Here is a 25,846-nt window from a genome sequence, read left to right on the forward strand (position 1 = left end):
ATCCCATTTGCTCAACACACTGGCAGGAACCGCGTCCGCCTTGAAGGCCTCTTCACCGGCAAGCCGGCTCCTGCGCAGTGGGTGCGGTTTAATTGCTGGCGGCCAGCCAGTCGCGGTCTTGCAGGAAGTATTCGGTCAGGCGCGCTTCTTCGCTGCCCGGCTCGGCCTTCCAGTCGTAGCCCCAGCGCACTTGCGGCGGCAGCGACATGAGGATCGACTCGGTGCGACCACCCGATTGCAGGCCGAACAGGGTGCCACGGTCGTAGACCAGGTTGAACTCCACATAGCGACCGCGACGGAACTCCTGGAACTCGCGCTGCTGCTCGGTATAGGCGTCAGCCTTGCGGCGCTGGACGATGGGCAGATAGGCCTCGATGTAGGCATCGCCGATGGCGCGCATGAAGGCGAAGCTGGTGTCGAAGTCCCATTCGTTGAGGTCGTCGAAGAACAGGCCACCGATGCCCCGCGGTTCGTTGCGGTGCTTGATATGGAAGTAGCTGTCGCACCAGGCCTTGTAGCGCGGGTAGACGTCCGGGCCAAAAGGCGCACAGGCGCGCTCGGCAACCCGGTGCCAATGCACGCAGTCTTCTTCATTGCCGTAGTAGGGGGTCAGGTCGAAGCCGCCGCCGAACCACCAGACCGGCTCTTCACCTTCCTTCTCGGCAATGAAGAAACGCACGTTGGCGTGGGACGTCGGCACATGAGGGTTGTGTGGGTGAATCACCAGGGACACGCCCAGGGCCTCGAAACCCCGGCCGGCCAGTTCCGGACGGTGGGCACTGGCCGAGGGTGGCAGGCCGCTGCCGAACACATGGGAAAAGTTGACCCCACCCTTTTCGATCACTGCGCCGTCGCCGATCACCCGGGTGCGACCGCCACCGCCGGCAGGGCGGGTCCAGGCGTCCTCGATAAAGCGTGCGCCACCGTCTTCGGTTTCCAGTGCAGCGCAAATGCGGTCTTGCAGGTCGAGCAGGTAGGCTTTTACGGCCTCGGTGCGGGTAGTCATGGCATCACCTTGAATCGGGCAAAGCTACGCGGCGCTAGGGATGGAGCAGGGGACGCGCGCAAATGGGCGCGTAGCATAACACCGCGTCGGGGCGCTCCGCAGTTGACGAAGGTCAAGCACAGGAGTCCGATAGAGCACTTTCACGACACGACCAAGGAGAGAGTGCAGATGGCCAAACGTATCCAGTTCCGTGCCCATGGCGGCCCCGAAGTACTCGAGTATGTGGATTACCAGCCCGCCGAACCTGGACCACAGCAGGTTCGCGTCAGCAACAAGGCCATCGGCCTGAACTTCATCGACACCTATTTCCGCAGTGGCCTGTATGCCCCACCAGCATTGCCATCCGGCCTCGGCGCCGAAGGCGCCGGGGTGGTGGAAGCGGTGGGCAGCGCTGTGACGCGCTTCAAGGTAGGTGATCGTGTGGCCTATGGCAGCGGCCCACTGGGCGCCTACAGCGATGTGCATGTACTGCCGGAAGCCAATCTGGTGCATCTGCCAGAGGCCATCAGCTTCGAGCAAGCCGCCGGGGTGATGCTCAAGGGCCTGACCGTGCAGTACCTGCTGCGTCAGACTTATGAACTCAAGGGTGGCGAAACCGTACTGTTCCACGCCGCAGCGGGGGGCGTCGGTTCCCTGGCCTGCCAATGGGCCAAGGCCCTTGGGGTAAAACTGATCGGTACCGTCAGCTCGCCGGAAAAGGCCGCCATTGCCAAAGCCCTCGGCGCCTGGGAAACCATCGACTACAGCCATGAAGACGTCGCCAAGCGCGTGCTGGAACTGACGGATGGCAAGAAGTGCCCGGTGGTGTATGACGGTGTCGGCAAAGACACCTGGCTGACCTCCCTGGATTGCCTGGCACCGCGCGGGCTGATGGTCAGCTTCGGCAATGCCTCGGGAGCGGTGGACGGGGTGAACCTGGGGATTCTCTCAGCCAAGGGCTCGCTGTACGTGACCCGGCCGACCCTGGCCAGCTACGCCAACAATGCCGAGAACCTGCAGCTCATGGCCGACGACCTGTTCGGCATGATTGTCAGCGGCAAGCTGAAGATCGAGATTGGCCAGCGCTTCGCTCTGGCGGACGCGGCCAAGGCCCATATCGAGTTGTCGGCCCGGCGTACTACCGGCTCGACCGTGTTGTTGCCTTAAGCGCTTTCGCCGGCAAGCCGACTCCTACGGATGTTCATAGGAGACGGCTTGCCGGCGAAGCGGTTCAGGAAGGCCGCACCACCTTGCCGGTGGCCAGATCCCGAATCAGGCTCGGGTTCTTGCGCCCGCCCAGGCTGCCGGTGAGCACCAGGTCCAGTTGTCCACGGAAGTACTGCTCGATGCGCAGCCGCGTACGCGCTGCCGGCCGCCCCTGGGGATTGGCCGAAGTGGAAATCAACGGCCCCACCAAGGCACAGAGTTCACGGACCAGCGGATGGTCGCTGACCCTCAACGCCACCGTGTCATGCACCCCGGTCACCCACTCCGGCAGCAGGTTCTGATGGGGCACCAGCCAGGTATTGGGCCCCGGCCAGGTACTGGACATGCGCTCGATCCAGGTATCCGGGAAATCCTCGAAGAGGAAATCGAACTGGTGGATGTTGTCGGCGATCAGGATCAGGCCCTTGTCCACCGACCGTGACTTGATTGCCAGCAGGCGATCCACCGCCTCTTCATTCCACGGATCGCACCCCAGGCCCCAGACCGCTTCGGTTGGATAAGCAATCACCGCCCCTGCGCGAATCTCTCGTGCGGCTTGCTGCACACGCCAACTGCTGACCATTGCCGAATCTCCAGATAAAAGCTGTGCGCAGTTTACCGATCCTGCCTATAAAACCTAGCTCAGACGCGCAAACCAGCGGCCGTTTTCGTTGACGGCCCGCGCCTCGATTTCCAGCTCGGTCAGTGCCGCCAGCACCCGGGGCAGGGACCAGCCGCTGGCAAGCGCCAGGGCCTCGCTGCTGTGGGGGGCCGCCTGAAGCAGCGCCAGCAGCGGATGCTCGCTGGCCTCCAGCGGCGCTGCGGCCGGCGGCGGCAGGTGTTGCCAACCTCTCAGGGTTTCCAGGATGTGCTGCACGCTTTCCACCAGCACCGCGCCGTCACGGATCAGTTGATGACAACCCCGGGCACCGGGGTGATGAATCGAACCGGGGATCGCGTATACCTCGCGGCCTTGCTCGGCCGCCAGGCGGGCGGTGATCAGCGAGCCGCTGGCGACACTGGCTTCCACTACCAGCACCCCCAGGGACAAGCCACTGATGATCCGGTTGCGCCGGGGGAAGTGCTCCGGACGTGGGCCAGTGTCCAGGGGGAACTCGGAAATCACTGCGCTGCCCTGCTCGATCATCGCCCTGGCCAAGGCCCGATGCCGCTGTGGATAACATTTTTCCAGGCCCGTGCCCAACACCCCCACGGTACGCCCACCCACGTCCAGGGCCGCCTGGTGCGCAGCGCCATCGATGCCCAGGGCCAGGCCGCTGGTGATCACGAATCCGGCGGCGGCCAGACTCCGGGAAAACGCCGCGGCCGTGTCCAGTCCCGGACGCGAAGCCCGACGGCTGCCCACCAGCGCCAGCTGCGGCCGTTGCAGAATCGACGGATCGCCGGCCACGAACAACAGCGGTGGGGCATCCTCCAGTTGCGCCAGCAGCGGGGGATAGTCGGGCTGGTCCCACATCAGCAAATGCTGGGCCTGGTTGTCTATCCAGGCCAGTGCGCGGCGGGCGCCTTCCCGGACTTCGACACTGCGCCGGGCATCGGTACAGGCCGTCGGCAGACCCAGGGAGTGCCAGGCGCGGGCCGGGGCACTGAGGGCCTTGGAGGCTGAACCGAAGGCCTGGAGCAAACGCCCAAAGCGCATCGCGCCCAGGGCCGGCAGGCCATGCAAACGTAAACGGGCTTCCAGTTCCGCGGGGGAAATGGCAGCACTGATCGAGTGCGACATGGATCATCCTTGATCGTCATCGGTCCGGCGAAAGCCGGAACAAGCTGTGGATAAGTCTGTTGGTAACTTGTTGAGGAAAGGTTTCCTGCTGCGCCAGGGAGATGCCCTGCCGAGGTCGGCCAAGCGCTGCCCAACCACCCGTGCAGCCAACCGCAAGCACGCCAATCAGGCCTGACGCAGCCGCTTGCAGGTCCAACCGATGGCGGTCCAGCCCAGTAGCAGCAGGGCGAACAGACATTTCCTCAGGGGCTGAATCCCTTTATTATGTGCGTTCGCGTAAAACGCCAGAGCCTGCGCGGCTCGCTCCTTTGCAGAGCACGTTTTGCATCGGCGGCCCAGGTCCAGGACCTGCCAGGACGCCGACTCCGCCCTTACTTCACACGTGTAGCAATTACGCTTATGGCCATTTTAAACATCCTCGAATTCCCCGATTCGCGCCTGCGCACTATCGCCAAACCCGTGGCCGTAGTGGACGACGAAGTGCGTCAGTTGGTCGATGACATGTTTGAAACAATGTATGAGGCCCCAGGCATTGGTCTGGCGGCGACCCAGGTCAACGTGCACAAACGCGTCGTGGTCATGGACCTGTCCGAAGATCGCAGCGAGCCCCGGGTGTTCATCAACCCCGAGTTCGAAGCCCTGACCGACGAGATGGACCAGTATCAGGAAGGCTGCCTTTCGGTGCCGGGTTTCTACGAGAACGTCGACCGTCCGCAGCGCGTCAAGATCAAGGCCCTGGACCGCGACGGCCAGCCCTATGAGCTGATCGCCGAAGGTTTGCTGGCGGTGTGCATCCAGCACGAATGCGACCACCTCAACGGCAAGCTGTTCGTCGACTACCTGTCCACGCTCAAGCGTGACCGGATCAAGAAGAAGCTGGAAAAGCAGCATCGCCAGCAGGCTTGATGACCGTCTTGCAAAGGCTTGCCACGGCAAGCCTTTTTCTTTTCCGCATGTTTAACATCGAGAATTCCCATGACTGAGCCACTGCGCATCGTCTTTGCCGGCACCCCCGAATTCGCCGCCGAACACCTCAAGGCCCTGCTCGACAGCCCTCACCAGATTGTCGCGGTCTACACCCAGCCGGACCGTCCGGCGGGGCGCGGGCAGAAGCTGATGCCAAGCCCGGTCAAACAGCTGGCCCTGGAGCACCAGATCCCGGTGCTGCAACCACCCACCCTGCGCAATGCCGAGGCCCAGGCCGAACTGGCGGCGCTCAAGCCGGACCTGATGGTGGTGGTGGCCTACGGCCTGATCCTGCCTCAGGTGGTACTGGATATTCCGCGCCTGGGCTGCATCAACAGCCACGCCTCCCTGCTGCCGCGCTGGCGCGGTGCCGCGCCGATCCAGCGCGCCGTAGAAGCCGGCGACGAGGCCAGCGGCGTGACCGTGATGTGCATGGAAGCCGGCCTGGACACCGGGCCGATGCTGCTCAAGGTCAGCACCCCGATCAGCGCCCAGGACACCGGCGGCAGTCTGCACGACCGCCTGGCCGAGCTGGGCCCGCCGGCAGTGCTGCAAGCCATCGAAGGCCTCGCCGCCGGCACCCTGGAAGGCGAAATCCAGGACGACAGCCTGGCCACCTACGCCCACAAGTTGAACAAGGATGAAGCGCGCATCGACTGGAATCGCCCGGCCGTGGAGCTGGAGCGCCTGGTCCGGGCCTTCAATCCCTGGCCGATCTGCCACAGCACCCTCAATGGCGAAGCCCTGAAAGTCCTGGCAGCCACCCTGGCCGAAGGCCGTGGCGCCCCGGGCGAGATCCTCGGCGCCAGCAAGGATGGCCTGATCGTCGCCTGCGGTGAGCAGGCGCTGTGCCTGACCCGCCTGCAACTGCCCGGGGGCAAGGCGCTGAACTTCAGCGACCTGTTCAACAGCCGCCGCGAGAAATTCGCCATCGGCACCGTCCTCGGCCAGACGGCGGACGCCCAATGAACCCGCGCCTGGCCGCCGCCAAGGCCCTGACCGCGGTCCTCAACGGCAAGGCCTCGCTCAACAGCTCGCTGCCGGTCCAGCTGGACAAGGTCGAGGTCCGGGACCGCGGCTTCACCCAGGACCTGGCGTTCGGCACCGCGCGCTGGCAGCCGCGGCTGTCGGCGCTGGCGGCCAAGCTGCTGCAGAAGCCGTTCAAGGCCGCCGATGCCGATGTCGAGGCGCTGCTGCTGGTGGGTCTCTATCAGTTGCTCTACACCCGGGTGCCGGCCCACGCCGCCATCGGCGAAACCGTGGGCTGCGCCGACAAGTTGAAAAAGCCCTGGGCCAAGGCTCTGCTCAACGCCGTGCTGCGCCGCGCCCAGCGTGAAAGCGAGGCCCTGTTGGCCGAGCTGGAACATGATCCGGTGGTGCGCACCGCCCACCCACGCTGGCTGCAGAAGTCCCTCAAGGCCTTCTGGCCCGAGCAATGGGAAGCCATCTGCGCCGCCAACAACGCTCACCCGCCGATGATCCTGCGGGTCAATCGCCGTCATCACTCCCGGGATGCCTACCTGAAGCTGTTGAGCCAAGCGGGGGTTGCGGCCAAGGCCTGCGTCTACAGCCAGGACGGCATCGTCCTCGACGAAGCCGGTGATGTGCGCAGCCTGCCGGGCTTTGCCGAAGGCTGGGTCAGCGTCCAGGACGAAGCCGCACAACTGGCTGCCGATCTGCTGGAACTGGCCCCGGGGCAACGGGTGCTGGATGCCTGCTGCGCCCCGGGCGGCAAGACCTGCCACATCCTCGAAGTGCAGCCGCAATTGGCTGGCGTGGTGGCAGTGGACCTGGAAGCCAAGCGCCTGGTGCGAGTGCGAGAAAACCTCGACCGCCTGGGGCTCGATGCCCAGCTGATTGCCGCCGACGGCCGGGATACCCAGGCCTGGTGGGACGGCCAGCCGTTCCAGCGCATCCTGCTGGACGCTCCCTGCTCGGCCACCGGGGTGATTCGTCGCCACCCGGATATCAAACTCACTCGCCAAGCCGAAGACATCGCCGCCCTGGCGCAACTGCAAGGCGAACTGCTGGACGCCCTGTGGCAGACCCTGGAAGTGGGCGGCATCCTGCTCTACGCCACCTGCTCGACCCTGCCCACCGAGAACACCGAAGTGATCGAGGCCTTCCTGTCCCGCACCCCGGGAGCTCGTGAGTTGGACATCGGCGGCCAACTGGGGCAGCCTGCGGCCGGCCTCAAGCAGCCCCACGGACGCCAGTTGCTGGCACAAGAGGGCGGCCACGACGGCTTCTATTACGCCAAACTGATCAAGATCGCCGCAGCTCGCGGCTAAACGGTTTTAAGGGAGTGACTGGATGAAGATCATCATCCTCGGCGCCGGGCAAGTGGGCGGCACGCTGGCGGAACACCTGGCCAGCGAAGCCAACGACATCACCGTGGTCGACACCGACGGCGAACGCCTGCGCGACCTCGGCGACCGCCTGGACATCCGCACCGTGCAGGGCCGCGCCTCGTTCCCGACGGTGCTGCGCCAGGCCGGCGCCGACGACGCCGACATGCTGGTGGCGGTGACCAACAGCGACGAAACCAACATGGTTGCCTGCCAGGTCGCCCACACCCTGTTCCACACCCCGACCAAGATCGCCCGGGTGCGCGAAGCCGCCTACCTGACCCGCGCCGGGCTGTTCGACAACGACGCGATCCCGGTGGACGTGCTGATCAGCCCCGAGCAGGTGGTGACCAACTACATCAAGCGTTTGATCGAACACCCCGGCGCCCTGCAGGTGATCGACTTCGCCGAAGGCAAGGCGCAACTGGTGGCGGTCAAGGCCTATTACGGCGGTCCGCTGGTGGGCCAGCAGCTGCGTCAGTTGCGCGAGCACATGCCCAATGTCGATACCCGGGTGGCGGCGATCTTCCGCCGCGACCGGCCGATCATGCCCAAGGGCGATACGGTGATCGAGGCCGACGACGAGGTGTTCTTCATCGCCGCCAAGGCCCACATCCGCGCGGTGATGAGCGAAATGCGCCGCCTGGAGGAATCCTACAAGCGCATCGTCATCGCCGGTGGCGGGCAGATCGGCGAGCGCCTGGCCGAGGCCATCGAAAGCCGCTACCAGGTGAAGATCATCGAGATGAACCCGGCCCGCTGCCGCTACCTGTCCGACACCCTGGACAGCACCGTGGTGCTGCAGGGCAGCGCCTCGGACCGCGATCTGCTGCTGGAAGAGAACATCGCCGACGCCGATATCTTCCTGGCCCTGACCAACGACGACGAGGCCAACATCATGTCCTCGCTGCTGGCCAAGCGCCTGGGGGCGAAGAAGGTCATGACCATCATCAACAACCCGGCCTATGTCGACCTGATCCAGGGCGGCGATATCGACATTGCCATCAGCCCGCAACTGGCCACCATCGGCACCCTGCTGGCCCACGTGCGCCGCGGCGATATCGTCAGCGTGCACTCCCTGCGCCGTGGCGCGGCGGAAGCCATCGAGGCCATCGCCCACGGCGACGCCAAGTCGAGCAAGGTGATCGGCCGCGCCATCGAGAGCATCGGCTTGCCGCCGGGCACTACCATCGGCGCGATCATTCGCGACGAGGAAGTGCTGATCGCCCACGACGACACGGTGATCGAAGCCGGCGACCACGTGATCCTGTTCCTTGTGGATAAAAAGCACATTCGCGACGTGGAGAAACTGTTCCACGTCGGCCTGAGCTTCTTCTGATCAACCACTGTGTAGCCGCTGCCGCAGACTGCGATCGACTGCACCGCAGGCGCTGCCCTTGCGCAGCCTGCGGCAGCGGCTACATGAGCCCACAGGAGTGACAACGATGCTTGAATCGCTGGAAAAAATGCTCGCCAAGGGCGTGGACAACGCCTTGCTGCGCTTTGGCCTGGGCAAGGGCTATCTGGACCAGGGCGATTTCGCCAGGGCCGCCGAGCACCTGCAGCACTGCGTGAGTTTCGATCCCAAGTATTCAGCGGCCTGGAAGCTGCTGGGCAAGGCTTGCCAGGGACGGGGCGACCTGGCGGCGGCGCGTCAGGCCTGGGAACAGGGCCTGGAAGCGGCCCGGGGGCATGGCGACAAACAGGCAGAAAAGGAAATGACCGTGTTCCTGAAAAAACTCGACCGCCAGTCTCAAGGCTGACCTCTATCCCCTGTAGCCGCTGCCGAAGGCTGCGAACGGCCCGCAGGGACGCAAAGACCTTGAGACGACACAGGTTCGGCTGGAGATCGCCAAGCAAGGCCCTTCGGTCCTTTTCCCAGCCTCGCGGGCTCGGCAGCGGCTACAGGACGATTTCACAGGTAGCGCAGGGCGATCCCTTCCGCGTCCGCCTGGACCACTTCCATGCGCACCCTGGGCGCCGCCGCCGGCAAGCCCTGCACCTGGCCATAGACCACCGCGCCCTTGGGCAATTGCGCCAGGACCGGGCTTTGCACATAGACGCCACTGGCAGACAGGTTGCGAGTCTGCCCCAGGCATTCGCCTATGCTCTCGTGGGAAATCTTGATGCGAAACGACTTGCGGTGCTCGGACATCTTCTGCGCCCTTGTTGTGTGTGCTGTGGATAACGCCCTACGCGAAGTTATCCACAGATCGTGCCAGCTCGGTCAGTACCAGCGTGCCTCACCCGGCGGGCGCTTCTTGAAGCGTTTCATGCTCCACATGTACTGGCTCGGATACGCCCCGACATAGCGCTCGACCACCTTGCTCATGGCCGCACAGGAGGTTTCGGTATCGGTGCTGTACATCTCTTGCGGCGCCGCCTCGAGGATCACCTTGTAGCCCGAGCCATCGGGCAGGCGCAGGGCATGGAGGAACACGCCCACTGCCTTGCCGCCGGCCAGCATGTTCGGCACGAACTTGCTGGTCAGGGCCTGGGTGGCGAAGAAGGGCACGAAGATCCCGGCGGATTCGGCCGGTTCCGGGTCGGCGGGAATGCCCACCGCACCGCCTTTGCGCACTTCCTTGATGACGCTGAGGATGCCTTCCTTGGTGGAGGCCGCCACGCGGTTGCCCAGTTGCACCCGCTGCTTGCGCAGCAGTTCGTCCACCGCCTTGAGCTTGGGCGGACGGTAGAAAATGATCGGTTTGCACTGGCTGCAATAGAAGTGGTTGAGCACTTCCCAGTTGCCCAGGTGGCTGGTGATGCCGACCACGCCCTTGCCCGAGGCCAGGGCGTCCTTGAGTACGTCCAGGCCCTCGACCTCCCGCACCAGAGCAATGGAGCGCTCCGCTGGCCAGATCCAGGCGCAAGCGCTTTCGGTCAGGGACTTGCCGATGTCTTTCAGGCTCTGTCCCACCAGACGCTCGCGCTCGGCGGGGTCCATCTGTGGAAAACATTTGGCCAGGTTGATGCGCACCACGTCGCGGGAGCGATTGGGGGTCTTCCACATGATCCAGCCGATGGCCGCGCCGACCGCCTGCACCGCGCGCCAGGGCAGCAGGGCAAACAACCGCAGAGCGCCCACCAGCAGGGCGCCTTTGAACTTATCCACAAATGACTCCTGATCTGTCGGTCTGAAGCGTGTCGCGAGCCGGCTATTCTAACCGCGCGTTGGTGAGGATGGCGTAACGATCACAGTCGCGGGTGTGATCCATGACCATGCCCGAAGCCTGCATCAGCGCGTAGCAGATGGTCGGGCCGACGAAGGTGAAACCGGCTTTCTGCAGGCCGCGGCTCATGGCTTCGGCCTCCGGGGTCACCGCCGGCACTTCGCTGCGGTCCCGGAAATGATTGATCTTGGGCACACCACCGACGAAGGACCAGAGAAAGGCCACCGGGTCTTCCAGCTCCAGCCAGGCCTGGGCATTGCGCCGGGCGGCGTTGAGCTTGAGGCGGTTGCGGATGATGCCGGGGTCCTGCATCAGGTCCTCGATCTCGGCGTCGCTCATCTGCGCCACGCGCTGCACATCGAAGCCGAACAGCACCTGGCGATAGCGCTCGCGCTTCTTCAGCACGGTGATCCAGGACAGCCCGGCCTGGAACCCTTCGAGCAATAACAACTCGAACAGACGCTGCGCATCGCGCAGCGGCACGCCCCACTCCTGATCGTGATAAGCCATGTACAGCGGATCGTCGGAACACCAAAAGCAGCGTGGCATAAGGCTCCAGGGGGCGTGCGCAGGACTGAATCGGGTATACTCCCGCTCCTTAAATCGCAGCCCAAGTAACAGGTGAATTTCGTGAGCCAGCCTACGCCAGCCGTGCGTACCTTCCAAGACTTGATCCTCGCCCTCCAGCAGTACTGGGCCGAGCAAGGTTGTGTGGTACTTCAGCCCTACGATATGGAAGTAGGCGCCGGCACTTTCCACACCGCTACATTCCTGCGGGCCATCGGCCCGGAAACCTGGAACGCCGCTTATGTGCAGCCCAGTCGTCGCCCGACTGACGGCCGCTACGGCGAAAACCCCAACCGCCTGCAGCACTACTATCAGTTCCAGGTGGTCTTGAAGCCCAACCCGGAGAACTTCCAGGAGCTGTACCTGGGTTCCCTGAAGCACGTGGGCCTGGACCCGCTGGTGCACGACATCCGTTTCGTCGAGGACAACTGGGAATCGCCGACCCTGGGCGCCTGGGGCCTGGGCTGGGAAGTCTGGCTCAACGGGATGGAAGTGACTCAGTTCACCTACTTCCAGCAGGCCGGTGGCATCGAGTGCTACCCGGTGACCGGCGAGATCACCTACGGCCTGGAACGCCTGGCCATGTACCTGCAGGGCGTGGACTCGGTGTACGACCTGGTCTGGGCCGACGGCCCGTTCGGCAAGGTCACCTATGGCGATGTGTTCCACCAGAACGAAGTGGAGCAGTCGACCTACAACTTCGAACACGCCAACGTCGAGAAGCTGTTCGAACTGTTCGATTTCTACGAAAGCGAGGCCAAGCGCCTGATCGAGCTGGATCAGCCGCTGCCGCTGCCGAGCTATGAAATGGTCCTCAAGGCCTCGCACACCTTCAACCTGCTGGATGCACGCCGGGCGATCTCGGTGACTGCGCGTCAGCAGTACATCCTGCGTGTGCGCACCCTGGCGCGTTCCGTGGCGCAAGCCTACCTGCTGGCTCGCGCCAAGCTGGGCTTCCCCATGGCGACCCCGGACCTGCGTGATGAAGTGTTGGCTAAGTTGGAGGCGGCACAATGAGTGCGCAAGATTTTCTGGTTGAACTGGGCACTGAAGAACTGCCACCCAAAGCCCTGAACACCCTGGCCGAAGCCTTCCTGGCCGGCATCGAGAAAGGCCTGCAGAGCGCCGGCCTGAGCTTTCAGGCCAAGCACGTGTACGCCGCGCCACGGCGCCTGGCGGTACTGATCACCCAGCTGGACACCCAGCAGCCGGATCGCAGCATCAACCTCGACGGCCCACCACGCCAGGCGGCCTTCGACGCTGAAGGCAACCCGACCCAGGCGGCCCTGGGTTTTGCCAAGAAGTGCGGCGTCGAACTCAGCGAGATCGATCAGAGCGGCCCGAAACTGCGCTACAGCCAGAGCATCAAGGGCAAGCCGACCGCCAGCCTGCTGCCGACCATCGTCGAAGACTCGCTGAACGACCTGCCGATTCCCAAGCGCATGCGCTGGGCCGCGCGCAAGGAAGAGTTCGTGCGTCCGACCCAATGGCTGGTGATGCTGCTGGGTGACGACGTTATCGACTGCACCATCCTGGCCCAGAAGGCCGGCCGCGATTCCCGTGGCCATCGCTTCCATCATCCGCAAAGCGTGCGCATCACCTCGCCGGCCAACTACCTGGCCGACCTGCGTGCCGCCTACGTACTGGCCGACGCCAACGAGCGTCGCGAGCTGATCAGCAAGCGCACCGCGGAACTGGCGACCCTGCAGGAAGGCACGGCGATCGTCCCGGCGGACCTGCTGGACGAAGTGACCGCCCTGGTGGAATGGCCAGTGCCACTGGTGTGCTCGTTCGAGGAGCGGTTCCTTGAAGTGCCCCAGGAAGCCCTGATCACCACCATGCAGGACAACCAGAAGTACTTCTGCCTGCTGGACGTGGACGGCAAGTTGCTGCCGCGTTTCATCACCGTGGCCAACATCGAGAGCAAGGACCCGCGCCAGATCATCGAGGGCAACGAGAAAGTCGTGCGCCCACGCCTGACCGACGCCGAGTTCTTCTTCAAGCAGGACAAGAAGCAGAAGCTCGAAGACTTCAACCTGCGCCTGCAGAACGTGGTCTTCCAGGAAAAACTCGGCAGCGTCTACGACAAGGCCGAGCGGGTGTCCAAGCTGGCCGCCTTCATTGCCCCGCGTATCGGCGGCGACGCCCAGCGCGCCGCCCGTGCCGGCCTGCTGTCCAAGTGCGACCTGGCCACCGAAATGGTCGGTGAGTTCCCGGAGATGCAAGGCATCGCCGGCTACTACTACGCCCTCAATGACGGCGAGCCGGAAGATGTGGCCCTGGCCCTCAACGAGCAGTACATGCCCCGTGGCGCCGGCGCCGAGCTGCCAAGCACCGTGACCGGTGCCGCCGTGGCCATCGCCGACAAGCTGGACACCCTGGTGGGGATCTTCGGCATCGGCATGCTGCCCACCGGCAGCAAGGACCCCTACGCCCTGCGTCGCGCGGCCCTGGGCGTGCTGCGTATCCTGATCGAGAAGAAGTTCGACCTCGACCTGAACGACGCCGTGGCCTTCGCCGTCAGCGCCTTCGGCAGCAAGGTCAAGGCCGCCGGCCTGGCCGACCAGGTGCTGGAGTTCATCTTCGACCGTCTGCGTGCCCGTTACGAAGACGAAGGCGTGGATGTGGCCACCTACCTGTCGGTACGTGCCCTGAAGCCGGGCTCGGCCCTGGACTTCGACCAGCGCGTGCAAGCCGTGCAGGCCTTCCGCAAGTTGCCGGAAGCCGCCGCCCTGGCCGCGGTGAACAAGCGCGTGTCGAACCTGCTGAGCAAGATCGAAGGCAATGTGCCGACCACCGTCGAAGCCAAGTACTTCGACAACGCCAACGAGTTCTCCCTGTACTCGGCGATCCAGCAGGCGGACCAGGCCGTCCAGCCGATGGCCGCAGCGCGTCAGTACAGCGAGACCCTGGCCCGCCTGGCCGCCCTGCGCGAGCCGGTGGACGCCTTCTTCGAGGCGGTGATGGTCAATGCCGAGGACGCCAAGGTGCGGGCCAACCGCTATGCGCTGCTGGCGCGTCTGCGGGGCCTGTTCCTGGGTGTGGCGGACATTTCGGTACTGAGCTGATCAGGTAAGGAAAGGCTGTGAAACTGCTGATACTCGACCGTGACGGCGTGATCAATCATGACTCCGATGCCTACATCAAATCGGTGCAGGAGTGGATTCCAATCCCCGGCTCGATCGAAGCCATTGCGCAGTTGAGCAAGGCCGGCTGGACGGTGGCGGTCGCCACCAACCAGTCCGGCATCGCTCGCGGCTACTACGACCTGGCCACCCTCGACGCCATGCATGCGCGCCTGCGCGAGCTGGTGGCGGAGCAGGGCGGCGAGGTCGGGCTGATCGTCTATTGCCCCCACGGCCCCGACGAAGGGTGCGCCTGTCGCAAACCGAAACCGGGCATGCTGCGGACCATTGCCGAGCATTACCAGGCAGAACTGACAGGTCTATGGTTTGTCGGTGACAGTCTCGGTGACCTGGAGGCCGCAAAAGCCGTCGACTCTCAGCCAGTATTGGTAAAGACCGGGAAAGGCGAAAAGACCCTGGGGAAAACCCTGCCGGTAGGCACCTTGATTTTTGACGACCTGGCGGCCGTTGCCGCTGAACTTATCCACAATTAGGCCCCTTCTGGCATCCTGACCAAGGACTGTTCGGGAGAGCGCTTTTTAACAGGCGGGCATGCCCGCAATGGTAAATGCCGCTATGTCGATCCTGCAGGCCATCAGAACCTTCTTCTTTTACCTGCTGTTGGGCACCAGTTCCTTGCTGTGGTGCTCCCTGAGCTTTTTTATCGCGCCGTTCCTGCCCTTCAAGGCGCGCTACCGCTTTATCAACGTCTACTGGTGTCGCTGCGCGCTGTGGCTGACCAAGGTATTTCTGAACATTCGCGTGGAAGTGAAGGGCGCGGAAAACGTCCCCGAGCGGCCCTGCGTGATCGTCTCCAATCACCAGAGCACCTGGGAGACCTTCTTCCTCTCGGCCTATTTCGAGCCTTTGAGCCAGGTCCTCAAGCGTGAGTTGCTGTATGTGCCGTTCTTCGGCTGGGCCATGGCCATGCTGCGCCCCATCGCCATCGACCGCGACAACCCCAAGGCCGCGCTCAAGCAGGTGGCGAGCAAGGGCGACGAACTGCTCAAGGACAATGTCTGGGTGCTGATCTTTCCGGAAGGCACTCGCGTGCCCTATGGCACCGTCGGCAAGTTCTCCCGCAGTGGCAGTGCCCTGGCGGTAAACGCCGACCTGCCGGTGCTGCCAGTGGCCCACAACGCCGGCAAGTTCTGGCCGAAGACCGGTTGGGCCAAGCGGCCCGGTACCATTACCGTGACCATTGGCGCGCCCATGTACGCCGAAGGCAGCGGCCCACGCGCCATCGCCGAGCTCAACGACCGGGTGGCGGCCTGGAATGAACAAGCCCAGCGAGATATGGGCTCATTGCCACCATTGGCGACTTCCACGGATAAGATTGCTGTATGAGCTTCTGTGGATAACCTGTGTACGACTATTCGTACAACGGCTGAAATTGACGCATAAATCACTGATTTATATGTATATTTCCCAAGCTCATAAAATGTGGAAAAACGTGCATAAGTTTTACCGCAGCCAAAAAAACCGGCCTTGATGCCGGTTTTTTTTCGCCTGGAATATCCCCGCGCCCTTATTCCTCCAGCAAGGGCAGCTCAAGGATGAAACAGGAACCCTGGCCCACCTCGCTGCGGCAGCTGATCCGCCCTTGATGCCGGTCCACCACCGCCTTGACCATGGACAGTCCCAGGCCCAGGCCATCGATGCCCTTGGCCGAGGCAAACCGCTGGTACTGACCAAACAACAGGGGCAGTTCCTGGGCCGCAATGCCCCGGCCCTGGTCGATGATTTCGCAACGCAGCCAGCCCTCGGCACAGCTCACCCGAACATTGACGGTGGAATTCGCCGGGCTGTACTTGATGGCGTTTTCCAGCAGATTGAACAGGGCCCGGGTCAGCAGCGGCTGATCTGCCAGGACCATGCTCTCGCCTTCCTCGTCCAGATCGTGCACCAGGTGGATATGCTTCAACTGGGCCAGGGTCGTGGCCTGGTCGAAGGCGTCCAGGACCAGCATGGCAAACATGCTCGGCGCGAACTGATAGGCCTCCGACTCGGCCTTGGCCAATTGCACGAATGCCTCGGTCAGCCCCAGGGCTCGACGCACCTGCTGCTCGATCTGGCTGTAGACCTGCCTGGGTGGCGATGGCTGGCGGCTCTGCACGTCCAGCAGCGCGAGGATCGCCGAATGGGGCGCGCGCAGATCATGGGAAAGAAAACGCAGCAGTACGCCCCGTTGCTGTTCGGCGTCCCGCTCGACGCTGAGGTCGGTGAGGCTCAACAACCAACCGATGGCGTTGTCACTGTCCACCGGCAGCAACGGCGCCAGTTCCATGCGCAGGCTGCGTTGCTGAATGTCGCGAAACTCCAGCGCCGTCAGTTGCTCAAGCCTGGGATAGTGCGCAGGTTCCGTCAGGCCCGGATAGCCCAGGGCGGCCAATTGCGCGATCAAGGGCTGCCCGACCAGTGAGTGGGCGAAGACTTCCCGGGCATTGCGATTGGCCAGCAGAATCTTGCCGTCCGGGTCGCTGATCAGGGTCGCCACCGGCAGGTACTCCAAGCCGTCGGCGATAAAGCGCCGGGTATCCCGGGTCCGGCTCAGGGCCTGTTCCAGGGCGACGATCTGCCCTTGCAGCACATCACCGGCGGGGGTCTGGCTACGACGGCGCTCCGGCAACACCTTGGGCTCGTTGTCCAAGCGCTCCAGCTCCCAACCGAAATAGGCCAGGATCACGCTGAGCCGACGCCAGTTCCAGATCAGGTACGCCAGCAGCATGCCCAGCAGGCTGGCCACCGGCGACCACCAGTAGCCCAGACGCAACATCAGCACCGATCCCAAGAGCGCCAGGCCCATGCAACCCAGGGTTATCCACAAGGCGTGACGCGGTCGCCAGAGCAACAACCCGAGCAAGGCTGCGGTCAGGGCCATGGACCACAGCATCCCCGACCACTGGCCCAGGTCGACGATGCTGCGATGCTGCAACAGGCCATTGAGCAGGTTGGCCTGGATCTCCACCCCCGGGGTGGTGCCCTGGCTGCCGGATTGCGGGGTGACATAACGGTCGCCCAGCCCCGGGGCGGTGGAACCGACCAGGATCAGCCGGTCACGCAGCAACTCGGCGGGCACCTCGCCACGCAGCACGCTGACATAGGGCACGCTGGGAAAGCCCGCCGCCTTGTCGATAAAGGCAATACGTACCGGGTTGGCTCGCAGCCAACCCCTGCTGATCTGTGGAGTCGCGGGGCCCGGCATCAGCGGCGACAGCGGGTCGGCTTCGGTGAGCTGGTAGAGCAACCAGGTCAGCTGCGCCCGCGGTGCCTGCTGCGGACCTTCGCGCAGGTAGACGCTGCGCACGGTGCCGTCGGCATCCGCTTGCGCATTGATATGCCCCAGGCCCCGGGCGCAGTGGCGCAGCACCGGCACCGGTGGGATCTCCTCCAGGTCCTGGCCATAGCGAGCAACCCCCTCGCGCAGCACCGGCAGGAACACCGTGCCGGCGCGGCACAGGGCGGCGGCCAACCGGGTGTCGTTTTCCACAGAGCTGCCGGGCTCGCTGAGGATCACATCGAACAGCACGCCTTTGACCTTGGCGTCCGTCAGCCGGTCCAGCAGCTGTCCATGCATCGTCCGGGGCCAGGGCCAGCGTCCCAGTTGCTGCAGGCTGTAGTCGTCGATGGTCACCAACAGAATGCGCGGATCGACCGGCAGCGGGGTAAAGCGTCGCAGGTTGTCATAGAACAGGTTGTTTAACGCCAGGCCCTGGCTCAGGGACAGCAAGGCCGTCAGGGGCAGCAGTATCAGGCCAACCCACAGCCATTCACGTACCAGGCGGCGAAACAGACGCTGGGCCTGGGTCGGTTCACGGCCGTTGGCCCTTTGCTTCCAGAGACTCATCGACGGTCTGCCGACGGCTTATTGAACACGAGTGGTCCTGGGGTAGTAGAAGATGTCATAGACCCCGGTTTCTCCTTCCAGGCCATGCTCATCGAACGCCGAGAGCCGTACATGATAGAAAAACGCCTTCAGGCCAGTGAAGTTCACTTCCGGGGTGCTGGAGAACTGTTCCTGCTTGATGTTGAGGAAATCCTTGTCGGTGGCCACCTGGGCCCGATAGCGACGGGCACCCGGCAACGGTTGCAGGATCAGTTGCCAGACGGGCAGGGCGCCGGTTTGTCCGGCCTGCCCCAGCAGTCGGGGCGCGGCCAGCAGTTCCACCGGTTTGAGCTCGCCCTGCTTCTGAATGCGCAAACCCTGGCGCGCCATGACCTGGACTTCCCCTGGCCGCGGACCTGCAGGTTTATCCACAACGCGCTTGCCGGTACGTTGAGCAGCCTTGCTCGGCGGCTCGTCTTCGCGGCTCACCGCCACCTGGCCGTTGAGCACCTCCACCAGGGATTGCTGATCGTCATTACGCACCCGGAAGTGAGTCCCTCGTACCCCCAACACGCCCACGGGGGTCACGATCTGGAAGCGGTCGTGGTCACTGTTGCGCTTGATCACATAGGACTCGATCTGGCCCTGTTCCAGGACCACCTGAGGAATGCTGTATTGCGTATTGAGTTGCAGGGTGACCTGGGAACTGGAGGGCAACACCACTCGCGAACCATCCCCAAGGGACAGGCTGACGAAAGCCGATGGCGAGGTTTTCACCCCTTCTTTCTCATCGATGCTCATGCCTTCTTCCAGGGCCACCTCGCGGCCCTTGGCATCCAGTTTCCAGGCATCACCCGTCAGATGCTCGACGGTAGCCGGCAAGGGCTGGCCACGGCATTGCTGGTTGTCATCTATATAGGGAAGGCGTTGCGGGGCAGCCTGCACGGCGCACGATGGCAGGATCAGACCCGCTAGCAGCAATGCGGCGCACGCCACCTGCAACCGGCCAACGGACGGAGAAGGGCAGAGGTCATTCATGAATATGCTTTGAGCCTTTGGGAAAACCACGGCGAAATCCTACGCACCATACCTGAGGCAGCGCGTGGGCAGAAAGCCGGACGCTGCGCGGCGTCGCCCAGAGGAGAGAGGACGGGTCGGAACCGGGAGGGAAGCGCACAGGGAGCGAAGAAAGTGACACGTCCCTGTGTCGGAACCGAGGCGACAGGTCGCCCGGCCCAAAGTCCTGAGGAGGCACTCCCTGTATTCCCCTTCAACGACGCACGCAAGCGCGCGTTGTGCCGCCAGCCTGGCGGTTGACACTCCCTGTGTCGGAGCACTTCCAGGTGCCCCCGTGTGCCACTCAGCGAGGAGCAATGTAACGCTGGCCGAGAGGCTGCGACGGATTTGCAATATTTGTTCAGAATCATCGCCGCGTCCTCTTAGAAGACCCACCGCGGCGCGGGTTGCTGCTGAGTCGAAGGCAGGGCTATCCGCCCTATCACCGGTTCGGCGTCCAGGGTCAGGGTCGAGTCACGGCTGACGGGCAAGACCGCCGTCGGCTGGTAGCCATCGACGCTTGTTGCCTGATAGCGGGGGCAGGTCAACGAAGGCAATGCACTGGCACTTATCCCCAGATAAGCAGCCAGCATCAAGCTGAAGAGGCGCACCGGGTCGTCGCCGCTGAATATTCTGACCAGCGCGACCTGGCCTTTCCTTAGCATGTTCCCCATGGTTCTTTTCCTTGCTTGTGCGAGCCGGTATCGTGCTGCTGCAGTAGCCCGCAGGCCCCCGTGCTCCAGGGGCCTTACCGGCTATTTGATATCAGCGTACCGAGGGACCGGGGGCTCAAGAGCAATTCGCCACAATTGTTCAGAATCAGCCAAGACACCTAAACTTCCCCCAGCCCACAGCGCACAAGCGGCTGCCTCGGGCACTCTCGAACCAGAAGGAACGGCCTTGCATGCGTGTCGCAATACTGGATGACGAACCCGCAGAACTGGCACGGGTGGAACAGACACTGCGAGAAATGCCCGGCCCGGGCGAACAGTCCTGGACCCTGCACCGTTTCGAACGGGGAGAGGACCTGTTACGCCAACTGCGGCGGGAAACCTTCGACCTGCTGATTCTCGACTGGCAAGTGCCAGACCTCAGCGGCCTGTCGTTGCTGCGCTGGACCCGCGAGCACATGGACTCGCCTCCGGCGGCCATCATGCTCACCAGCCGTGATGCCGAGAGCGATATCGTCCAGGCCCTGAACACCGGCGCCGATGACTACCTGAGCAAGCCTTTTCGTCCCAACGAACTCAAGGCCCGGGTCAATGCGGTGCTGCGCCGCCACGGCCTGCAGCGCAGCAGCAGCGAGGAGGTCCTGACCTTCAATGACTTGAGTTTCGATGACGCCGAACTGACCGTCACCCGCGCCGGTGCCCCCATCAGCCTGACCGAGCGCGAGTACCGCCTGGCCCGCTGCCTGTTCGCCAACCTGGGCCGGCCGCTGTCCCGGGAGTACCTGTACGAGCGTTTCTGGACCCACGAAGAAATGGTTTCCTCACGGCCCCTGGATACCCACATCTACCGTCTGCGCAACAAGCTCGGACTGACTGCGGACCGTGGCTGGCAGTTGCTGACGATCTACGGCTACGGCTACCGGCTGGAAAGTGTCACGTCACCTGACGAGCAGGGCAACTGACTGCTTGCCGTCAAAAGCGGCTTGAAATCACTGCGGGTCCTGCCAGACATCTTCATAGCCGGCGCGGTCGATGATGAAACGCGTCCCGCTCGGCAGATACAGGTAATCGATCACCTCTGGCAACAGCTCGGGCAGGTGCTCGGCGCACAGGGGCTGGTAGAAATCCACGGCTGTGGAATGTTCGCCGCAGTGGATAAACCAACTGATCGTGCCGTTCTCCGGCAACTCGACCCGGGTGCCATAGATGGGCGACTGCGCCAGGGAACCGGTGGCCAGTGCAATCATCGGCTCCGGTGCCTGGGGGGCGAGGTCGTAGCGTTCACAGATAAGCTGCTGTCTTTCGTTCATTGCTCCAGCCACCAATTGAGCAAGGTCTCGTCATCGGTGTCATCGAGGTTTTTATAGATGTTGGCGTAGTACCACTCGATGCCCGTGGTCTCGCGGAAGCGGTTGAAGAACCGGGCGATGTTGTCCATGCCGTTTCGCGCCGGCACCGACAATGTCAGATTGCCCTTGTAGCGCCCGTCGAGCATGCCGCCCAATTCGCTCGCCACATCCGCCGCCAGGGCAACGATATGTTCTTCAGGAATGTGATCCGCATAAATGTGGATGCAGAAGTTGCCGCCTCGCTTGAGCACCACGGCGGGGGCCTGGGGGTCCTTGATTGAAATGATGTCGCCCTTGGCCAGGTTCAGCGTCAGCCCCGGTGAGTAGAGAATCTCGTAACTGTCCTCATCGAGCCGCCGTACATGCAGCGGCTCATAGACCGGGCCGTGGCTGTTCTGCCCCGCAACAACCCGGATCGATATTTCCTGGTTTTCATCATCCATAACAAATTTCCGAGCAATTGCTGTTTTAAAAAAAGGGTGAAAAGAGCCTGGCCGGGCCCAGCCGCCGCTCGAAGAACAATGACGACTCTCCGCGCTGGGCAAAATCCAGCGTGGTTTTTTCATGGCATTGAAACAGGCTGGGCACTGGAATGAACCGGCCCCACGGCACCTGTGACTCTGCCTGATCAAACAGTACAACGCGCTGTTTATCGTCAGCACTCAGACCACAATCTGCGGCGTTGAAACGCCAGGCGATGGGGAAGCGTGCTTCATCGCATAGGTGGCTGCTTGTACCTGCCAAGGTCAACGTCCTTATTGTCCAGTTAGCCTTCCACTTCCCAGGCCAGATCGGGATCAGCCGAGCCATAGGCCGAGAAATAAGCCAGGGCCTGTCTCGCTCGCTCTTTAACCACACACTGATACCGAGGGTAACTGCCGGACTGGCCGCCGGCGAACAACTCAACCTGCTGATCGTCAGGACTGTCTGCGCTGAGCAGGGTCTGCAACGATTGATCGACGTCCTGGGCGATAAAGACCACATACTGATCGGCCGCACCGCCCCCGATATGCATCAGGGTCTGGTCGCTGAAGAAAAAAACCGTCGAGCTGAAAGCCTTTCCGTCCAGGCGGTTGAACGCGGACAGCACCTGCGTCGAGTCGGGATTCAACCACTCATGGGTGTGACAACGATTACCGGCATATTCATCTTCAATGATTTTCTTGAGCATTTGCCATGACTGCCTTGTCCGGATAAAAACGCAAATCGTTATGGATGAGGGATTGAACAATCTGCCAATAAAAAAGGCCAACGCAAGCGTCGGCCTTTTTATTGTCAGCTGTGTCGCTGGATCAGAAGTCCAGGTTGGACACCGCCAGGGCGTTGCTTTCGATGAAGTCGCGACGAGGCTCGACCGCATCACCCATCAGGGTGTTGAAGATCTGGTCGGCGCCGATGGCGTCCTCGATGGTCACCTTGAGCATGCGGCGCATGCTTGGGTCCATGGTGGTTTCCCACAGCTGGTCAGGGTTCATCTCGCCCAGACCTTTGTATCGCTGGATGGTGTGGCGCTTGGTGCTTTCCGCCATCAGCCAGTCCAGGGCTTCCTTGAACTCGGTGACGGCTTTCTTGCGTTCGCCGCGCTGAACATACGCGCCTTCGTCCAGCAGGGTGCTCAGTTGAGCGCCGAGGGAGACGACGGTCTTGTAGTCGTTGCTGCCGAAGAAGTCGCGGTTGAAGGTGACGTAGTTGGACAGGCCGTGGGAGATCAGCTCGACCTCTGGCAGCCACACATTGCGTTCACGGTCTTCGCGCAGGCTGGCCTTGTAGACCAGGCCCGACTTCTCGGAGGTGCGCAGGCGGGCGTCGTACTTGGCCAGCCAATCCTGCATGGCGGCGTGATCGGACAGTTGCTCCATGGTCACGGCCGGCAGGTAGATGAAGTGCTCGGTCAGTTCCTGCGGGTACAGGCGCGACAGGCGCTTGAGGGTCTTCATCACCATGCGGAAATCGTTGACCAGGCGCTCCAGCGCCTCGCCGGAGATTCCCGGAGCTTCATCGTTCAGGTGCAGGCTGGCATCTTCCAGAGCCGACTGGGTCATGTAGTCTTCCATGGCCTCGTCGTCTTTGATGTACTGCTCTTGCTTGCCTTTCTTGACCTTGTACAGCGGCGGCTGGGCGATGTAGATGTAGCCGCGCTCGATCAGCTCCGGCAACTGACGGAAGAAGAAGGTCAGCAGCAGGGTACGGATGTGCGAACCGTCAACGTCAGCATCGGTCATGATGATGATGTTGTGATAACGCAGCTTGTCGATGTTGTACTCTTCGCGGCCGATGCCGCAGCCCAGCGCGGTGATCAAGGTGCCGACCTCTTGCGAGGAGATCATCTTGTCAAAGCGCGCCTTCTCGACGTTGAGGATCTTGCCCTTGAGCGGCAGGATCGCCTGGGTCTTGCGGTTGCGTCCCTGCTTGGCGGAACCGCCAGCAGAGTCACCTTCCACCAGGTAGAGTTCGGACAGGGCAGGGTCCTTTTCCTGGCAGTCCGCCAGTTTGCCCGGCAGGCCGGCGATATCCAGCGCGCCTTTACGACGGGTCATTTCACGGGCTTTACGCGCCGCTTCACGAGCACGAGCAGCGTCGATCATCTTGCCCACCACCAACTTGGCTTCGTTGGGGTTTTCCAGCAGGAAGTCGGAGAAGTACTTGCCCATTTCCTGTTCGACAGCGGTCTTCACTTCGGAAGACACCAGCTTGTCCTTGGTCTGGGAGCTGAACTTAGGGTCCGGCACCTTCACCGAGATGATCGCGGTCAGGCCTTCACGAGCGTCGTCACCGGTGGTGGCAACCTTGTGCTTCTTGGCCAGGCCTTCGGCTTCGATGTAGGTATTAAGGTTACGCGTCAGAGCAGAACGGAAACCCACCAAGTGGGTGCCGCCATCGCGCTGTGGAATGTTGTTGGTGAAGCACAACAGGTTCTCGTTGAAGCTGTCGTTCCACTGCAGGGCGATTTCCACGCCGATGCCGTCTTCACGCTGGATGTTGAAGTGGAACACCTGGTTGACCGCTGTCTTGTTGGTGTTCAGGTATTCAACGAAGGCACGCAAGCCACCTTCGTACTTGAACAGTTCTTCCTTGCCGCTGCGCTCGTCCTTGAGGACGATGCCGACACCGGAGTTGAGGAAGGACAGTTCACGAATCCGCTTGGCCAGGACGTCCCAGCTGAAGTGGATGTTCTTGAAGGTTTCAGCCGAAGGCTTGAAGTGGATCTGGGTACCGGTGGTTTCGCTGTCGCCAACGATCTTCATCCGCTCTTGTGGAACACCGTGGACATAGGTCTGTTCCCAGATCTTGCCGCTGCGGCGCACAGTGAGGATCAGCTCTTCGGACAGGGCGTTCACTACCGATACACCTACGCCGTGCAGACCGCCGGAGACCTTGTAGGAGTTATCGTCGAACTTACCGCCGGCGTGGAGCACGGTCATGATGACCTCTGCCGCCGAGACGCCTTCTTCTTTATGCACATCCACCGGGATGCCGCGACCGTTGTCGCGAACGGTGATGGATTCGTCCGGGTGGATGATGATGCTGATGTCGTCGCAATGACCGGCCAGCGCTTCGTCGATGGAGTTGTCGACCACCTCGAACACCATGTGGTGCAGACCGCTGCCGTCATCGGTGTCGCCAATGTACATACCGGGACGTTTGCGTACGGCATCCAAACCTTTCAGCACCTTGATGCTGGTCGAGTCGTACGTATTTTCTTCGCTCATGCCTTCACTCCCGATGGTCGTGGGTCTGGGTGATACGGCCTTGTTCCACGTGGAACAAAGCGACTGGCGTTTCCGTCTGCCAGCCTTCCCTCAATAATTCGTGGTCTACACAGGTGATAAACACCTGGCAGCGTAAGTCTTCCAACAAGCGACAAAGTGCGCGGCGATGCTGCTCGTCCAACTCGGACGGCAAGTCATCCACCAGATAAATACACTGACCGCGACGGGCCTGGCTCACCAGGTGCCCCTGGGCAATGCGCAAGGCACAGACCACCAACTTCTGCTGGCCACGGGACAAGATGTCCGCGGCGTTGTGTCCGCCTAAGCGCAGACGCAAATCAGCACGTTGTGGACCGGCCTGGGTATGACCCATTTGCTGATCACGGTGCAGGGCGGCCGCGAGCACTTCACTGAGCTCTCGGTCCTTGTCCCAACCACGGTAATAGCTAAGCGTCAGGCCCTCGAGCTGCAACAACTCGCCCAAGGTCCGCTCAAAGACTGGTTTCAAGGCTTTGATGTATGCGCGGCGGTATTCATCGATTTCAGCGCTGGCCTGACACAGTTCCCGGTCCCAGGCCGCTTGCGAAGCGGCGTCAAGTGTACCATGCCGCAGCCATGAGTTCCGCTGCCGCAGGGCCTTCTGCAAGCGCTGCCAGGTGGACATGAAGCGAGGTTCCACATGGAACACTCCCCAGTCCAGGAACTGTCGGCGGATCTTTGGAGCGCCTTCCAGCAGACGAAAGCTGTCCGGATTGATCAGTTGCAGCGGCAGGATTTCCGCGAGCTGCGCCGCGCTGCGGGCATTCTGACCGTCGATGCGGATCTGGAATTCCCCCTGACGATCCCGGGATATCCCCAGGCTGCTGTGCCCACCCTGGGCCAACTCCACCTGGCCAAAGACCGTACAAGCCAGCTGTTCATACTGGATCACCGGCAGCAGGCGGGCACTGCGAAACGAGCGGGCAAGCCCCAGCAGGTGGATGGCTTCCAGCACGCTGGTCTTGCCACTGCCGTTGGCGCCGTAGAGAAGGTTGATGCGGGGAGAGGGGGAGAAGGTCACCGGGTGCAGATTGCGCACCGCGGTGACCGAGACGCGACTGAGGGACATCTAGCTTCTGCT

At 62.7% G+C, this 25,846-nt stretch carries 26 protein-coding genes; 11 read left to right on the plus strand and 15 right to left on the minus strand.

Annotated elements, in window-relative coordinates; all coding sequences use genetic code 11:
* Positions 1–88: 88 nt before the first annotated feature.
* Positions 89–1,006: an oxygen-dependent coproporphyrinogen oxidase gene (hemF, locus tag J5M73_RS00460; protein WP_102862446.1), complete on the minus strand. Its 918-nt coding sequence runs from the start codon at positions 1,004–1,006 to the stop codon at positions 89–91.
* Between the two features lie 168 nt (positions 1,007–1,174).
* Between hemF and J5M73_RS00465 the strand changes: the two genes are divergently transcribed.
* Positions 1,175–2,152, plus strand: a complete 978-nt coding sequence (locus J5M73_RS00465; RefSeq protein ID WP_102862445.1) for an NADPH:quinone reductase — start codon at positions 1,175–1,177, stop codon at positions 2,150–2,152.
* Positions 2,153–2,216: 64 nt separating this feature from the next.
* Here the strand turns inward: J5M73_RS00465 and J5M73_RS00470 are convergent, their stop codons facing one another.
* On the minus strand, positions 2,217–2,774 hold the full coding sequence (locus J5M73_RS00470; protein WP_102862444.1) for an L-threonylcarbamoyladenylate synthase: 558 nt from the start codon (positions 2,772–2,774) through the stop codon (positions 2,217–2,219).
* Positions 2,775–2,828: 54 nt separating this feature from the next.
* Positions 2,829–3,935 carry a DNA-processing protein DprA gene (gene dprA / locus J5M73_RS00475; RefSeq protein WP_207166821.1) on the minus strand — a complete coding sequence of 369 codons (1,107 nt, stop codon included), beginning with the start codon at positions 3,933–3,935 and terminating at the stop codon, positions 2,829–2,831.
* Between the two features lie 399 nt (positions 3,936–4,334).
* On the opposite strand from dprA, the gene def reads away from it, so the two are divergent.
* The 5 genes from def (at position 4,335) to J5M73_RS00500 (ending at position 9,012) form a co-directional block, all read left to right on the plus strand.
* A complete protein-coding gene (def, locus tag J5M73_RS00480; protein WP_102862442.1) occupies positions 4,335–4,841 on the plus strand; it encodes a peptide deformylase in 507 nt (168 codons plus the stop codon).
* A gap of 69 nt (positions 4,842–4,910) precedes the next feature.
* On the plus strand, positions 4,911–5,870 hold the full coding sequence (fmt, locus tag J5M73_RS00485; protein ID WP_207814920.1) for a methionyl-tRNA formyltransferase: 960 nt from the start codon (positions 4,911–4,913) through the stop codon (positions 5,868–5,870).
* Complete coding sequence (gene rsmB, locus J5M73_RS00490; protein ID WP_110594144.1) at positions 5,867–7,192, plus strand: 16S rRNA (cytosine(967)-C(5))-methyltransferase RsmB; 1,326 nt, start codon at positions 5,867–5,869, stop codon at positions 7,190–7,192. Before fmt ends, rsmB begins: the two co-directional genes overlap by 4 nt.
* 22 nt (positions 7,193–7,214) lie before the next feature.
* Complete coding sequence (gene trkA, locus J5M73_RS00495) at positions 7,215–8,588, plus strand: Trk system potassium transporter TrkA (protein ID WP_102862439.1); 1,374 nt, start codon at positions 7,215–7,217, stop codon at positions 8,586–8,588.
* A 106-nt stretch (positions 8,589–8,694) separates the two neighbouring features.
* Positions 8,695–9,012, plus strand: a complete 318-nt coding sequence (locus tag J5M73_RS00500) for a tetratricopeptide repeat protein (protein WP_207814921.1) — start codon at positions 8,695–8,697, stop codon at positions 9,010–9,012.
* 152 nt (positions 9,013–9,164) lie between these two features.
* Here J5M73_RS00500 and J5M73_RS00505 read toward each other — a convergent pair whose 3' ends face one another.
* The 3 genes from J5M73_RS00505 to tag all read right to left on the minus strand — a co-directional run bounded on the left by J5M73_RS00505 (position 9,165) and on the right by tag (position 10,971).
* Positions 9,165–9,404, minus strand: coding sequence for a PilZ domain-containing protein (locus J5M73_RS00505; protein ID WP_092318073.1), 240 nt, complete (start codon positions 9,402–9,404; stop codon positions 9,165–9,167).
* 72 nt (positions 9,405–9,476) lie between these two features.
* Positions 9,477–10,364 (minus strand): lysophospholipid acyltransferase, encoded by an 888-nt coding sequence (locus J5M73_RS00510; protein ID WP_102862437.1) that lies wholly within the window; start codon positions 10,362–10,364, stop codon positions 9,477–9,479.
* A 43-nt stretch (positions 10,365–10,407) separates the two neighbouring features.
* The gene (gene tag, locus J5M73_RS00515) at positions 10,408–10,971 is read right to left on the minus strand and encodes a DNA-3-methyladenine glycosylase I (RefSeq protein WP_115581289.1); all 564 of its coding nucleotides are present in this window, start codon (positions 10,969–10,971) and stop codon (positions 10,408–10,410) included.
* A gap of 81 nt (positions 10,972–11,052) precedes the next feature.
* On the opposite strand from tag, the gene glyQ reads away from it, so the two are divergent.
* The 4 genes from glyQ to J5M73_RS00535 all read left to right on the plus strand — a co-directional run bounded on the left by glyQ (position 11,053) and on the right by J5M73_RS00535 (position 15,461).
* Positions 11,053–12,006 (plus strand): glycine--tRNA ligase subunit alpha, encoded by a 954-nt coding sequence (glyQ, locus tag J5M73_RS00520; protein WP_003177094.1) that lies wholly within the window; start codon positions 11,053–11,055, stop codon positions 12,004–12,006.
* Positions 12,003–14,057 (plus strand): glycine--tRNA ligase subunit beta, encoded by a 2,055-nt coding sequence (gene glyS, locus J5M73_RS00525; protein ID WP_102862435.1) that lies wholly within the window; start codon positions 12,003–12,005, stop codon positions 14,055–14,057. Before glyQ ends, glyS begins: the two co-directional genes overlap by 4 nt.
* 17 nt (positions 14,058–14,074) lie before the next feature.
* Positions 14,075–14,608, plus strand: a complete 534-nt coding sequence (gene gmhB / locus J5M73_RS00530; RefSeq protein ID WP_092318060.1) for a D-glycero-beta-D-manno-heptose 1,7-bisphosphate 7-phosphatase — start codon at positions 14,075–14,077, stop codon at positions 14,606–14,608.
* Between the two features lie 82 nt (positions 14,609–14,690).
* Positions 14,691–15,461, plus strand: a complete 771-nt coding sequence (locus J5M73_RS00535) for a lysophospholipid acyltransferase family protein (RefSeq protein WP_102862434.1) — start codon at positions 14,691–14,693, stop codon at positions 15,459–15,461.
* 181 nt (positions 15,462–15,642) lie between these two features.
* On the opposite strand, the gene J5M73_RS00540 is transcribed toward J5M73_RS00535, so the two are convergent.
* The 3 genes from J5M73_RS00540 to J5M73_RS00550 form a co-directional block, all read right to left on the minus strand.
* Positions 15,643–17,961 carry a CHASE2 domain-containing protein gene (locus tag J5M73_RS00540; protein ID WP_115581288.1) on the minus strand — a complete coding sequence of 773 codons (2,319 nt, stop codon included), beginning with the start codon at positions 17,959–17,961 and terminating at the stop codon, positions 15,643–15,645.
* An 18-nt stretch (positions 17,962–17,979) separates the two neighbouring features.
* A complete protein-coding gene (locus tag J5M73_RS00545; RefSeq protein ID WP_115581287.1) occupies positions 17,980–18,978 on the minus strand; it encodes a FecR domain-containing protein in 999 nt (332 codons plus the stop codon).
* Between the two features lie 401 nt (positions 18,979–19,379).
* Entirely contained in the window at positions 19,380–19,670 is a 291-nt protein-coding gene (locus J5M73_RS00550; protein ID WP_115581286.1) for a hypothetical protein, read from the minus strand.
* Positions 19,671–19,900: 230 nt separating this feature from the next.
* Between J5M73_RS00550 and J5M73_RS00555 the strand changes: the two genes are divergently transcribed.
* Positions 19,901–20,629, plus strand: coding sequence for a response regulator transcription factor (locus J5M73_RS00555; protein ID WP_102862430.1), 729 nt, complete (start codon positions 19,901–19,903; stop codon positions 20,627–20,629).
* A gap of 27 nt (positions 20,630–20,656) precedes the next feature.
* On the opposite strand, the gene J5M73_RS00560 is transcribed toward J5M73_RS00555, so the two are convergent.
* The 6 genes from J5M73_RS00560 to recF all read right to left on the minus strand — a co-directional run bounded on the left by J5M73_RS00560 (position 20,657) and on the right by recF (position 25,834).
* Entirely contained in the window at positions 20,657–20,977 is a 321-nt protein-coding gene (locus J5M73_RS00560) for a hypothetical protein (RefSeq protein ID WP_180988543.1), read from the minus strand.
* Entirely contained in the window at positions 20,974–21,459 is a 486-nt protein-coding gene (locus tag J5M73_RS00565; protein ID WP_102862428.1) for a DUF4265 domain-containing protein, read from the minus strand. The genes J5M73_RS00560 and J5M73_RS00565 overlap by 4 nt, the downstream gene beginning before the upstream one ends.
* Before the next feature lie 25 nt (positions 21,460–21,484).
* Positions 21,485–21,760: a hypothetical protein gene (locus J5M73_RS00570; RefSeq protein ID WP_207814922.1), complete on the minus strand. Its 276-nt coding sequence runs from the start codon at positions 21,758–21,760 to the stop codon at positions 21,485–21,487.
* A 22-nt stretch (positions 21,761–21,782) separates the two neighbouring features.
* Entirely contained in the window at positions 21,783–22,187 is a 405-nt protein-coding gene (locus J5M73_RS00575) for an Imm1 family immunity protein (RefSeq protein WP_102862426.1), read from the minus strand.
* A 121-nt stretch (positions 22,188–22,308) separates the two neighbouring features.
* On the minus strand, positions 22,309–24,726 hold the full coding sequence (gene gyrB / locus J5M73_RS00580) for a DNA topoisomerase (ATP-hydrolyzing) subunit B (RefSeq protein ID WP_102862425.1): 2,418 nt from the start codon (positions 24,724–24,726) through the stop codon (positions 22,309–22,311).
* Between the two features lie 4 nt (positions 24,727–24,730).
* Positions 24,731–25,834 (minus strand): DNA replication/repair protein RecF, encoded by a 1,104-nt coding sequence (gene recF / locus J5M73_RS00585; protein ID WP_102862424.1) that lies wholly within the window; start codon positions 25,832–25,834, stop codon positions 24,731–24,733.
* Between the last annotated feature and the right edge of the window lie 12 nt (positions 25,835–25,846).

The organism is Pseudomonas sp. 50_B (assembly GCF_017491625.1).
Classification (GTDB): Bacteria; Pseudomonadota; Gammaproteobacteria; order Pseudomonadales; family Pseudomonadaceae; genus Aquipseudomonas; species Aquipseudomonas danubii.

Excerpts from the sequence above, each read along its gene's own strand:
- hemF (WP_102862446.1), bottom strand. The coding sequence starts at position 1,006 with ATGACTACCCGCACCGAGGCCGTAAAAGCCTACCTGCTCGACCTGCAA.
- J5M73_RS00465 (WP_102862445.1), top strand. The coding sequence starts at position 1,175 with ATGGCCAAACGTATCCAGTTCCGTGCCCATGGCGGCCCCGAAGTACTC.
- J5M73_RS00470 (WP_102862444.1), bottom strand. The coding sequence starts at position 2,774 with ATGGTCAGCAGTTGGCGTGTGCAGCAAGCCGCACGAGAGATTCGCGCA.
- dprA (WP_207166821.1), bottom strand. The coding sequence starts at position 3,935 with ATGTCGCACTCGATCAGTGCTGCCATTTCCCCCGCGGAACTGGAAGCC.
- def (WP_102862442.1), top strand. The coding sequence starts at position 4,335 with ATGGCCATTTTAAACATCCTCGAATTCCCCGATTCGCGCCTGCGCACT.
- fmt (WP_207814920.1), top strand. The coding sequence starts at position 4,911 with ATGACTGAGCCACTGCGCATCGTCTTTGCCGGCACCCCCGAATTCGCC.
- rsmB (WP_110594144.1), top strand. The coding sequence starts at position 5,867 with ATGAACCCGCGCCTGGCCGCCGCCAAGGCCCTGACCGCGGTCCTCAAC.
- trkA (WP_102862439.1), top strand. The coding sequence starts at position 7,215 with ATGAAGATCATCATCCTCGGCGCCGGGCAAGTGGGCGGCACGCTGGCG.
- J5M73_RS00500 (WP_207814921.1), top strand. The coding sequence starts at position 8,695 with ATGCTTGAATCGCTGGAAAAAATGCTCGCCAAGGGCGTGGACAACGCC.
- J5M73_RS00505 (WP_092318073.1), bottom strand. The coding sequence starts at position 9,404 with ATGTCCGAGCACCGCAAGTCGTTTCGCATCAAGATTTCCCACGAGAGC.
- tag (WP_115581289.1), bottom strand. The coding sequence starts at position 10,971 with ATGCCACGCTGCTTTTGGTGTTCCGACGATCCGCTGTACATGGCTTAT.
- glyS (WP_102862435.1), top strand. The coding sequence starts at position 12,003 with ATGAGTGCGCAAGATTTTCTGGTTGAACTGGGCACTGAAGAACTGCCA.
- J5M73_RS00535 (WP_102862434.1), top strand. The coding sequence starts at position 14,691 with ATGTCGATCCTGCAGGCCATCAGAACCTTCTTCTTTTACCTGCTGTTG.
- J5M73_RS00540 (WP_115581288.1), bottom strand. The coding sequence starts at position 17,961 with ATGAGTCTCTGGAAGCAAAGGGCCAACGGCCGTGAACCGACCCAGGCC.
- J5M73_RS00545 (WP_115581287.1), bottom strand. The coding sequence starts at position 18,978 with ATGAATGACCTCTGCCCTTCTCCGTCCGTTGGCCGGTTGCAGGTGGCG.
- J5M73_RS00550 (WP_115581286.1), bottom strand. The coding sequence starts at position 19,670 with ATGGGGAACATGCTAAGGAAAGGCCAGGTCGCGCTGGTCAGAATATTC.
- J5M73_RS00555 (WP_102862430.1), top strand. The coding sequence starts at position 19,901 with ATGCGTGTCGCAATACTGGATGACGAACCCGCAGAACTGGCACGGGTG.
- J5M73_RS00560 (WP_180988543.1), bottom strand. The coding sequence starts at position 20,977 with ATGAACGAAAGACAGCAGCTTATCTGTGAACGCTACGACCTCGCCCCC.
- J5M73_RS00565 (WP_102862428.1), bottom strand. The coding sequence starts at position 21,459 with ATGGATGATGAAAACCAGGAAATATCGATCCGGGTTGTTGCGGGGCAG.
- J5M73_RS00575 (WP_102862426.1), bottom strand. The coding sequence starts at position 22,187 with ATGCTCAAGAAAATCATTGAAGATGAATATGCCGGTAATCGTTGTCAC.
- gyrB (WP_102862425.1), bottom strand. The coding sequence starts at position 24,726 with ATGAGCGAAGAAAATACGTACGACTCGACCAGCATCAAGGTGCTGAAA.
- recF (WP_102862424.1), bottom strand. The coding sequence starts at position 25,834 with ATGTCCCTCAGTCGCGTCTCGGTCACCGCGGTGCGCAATCTGCACCCG.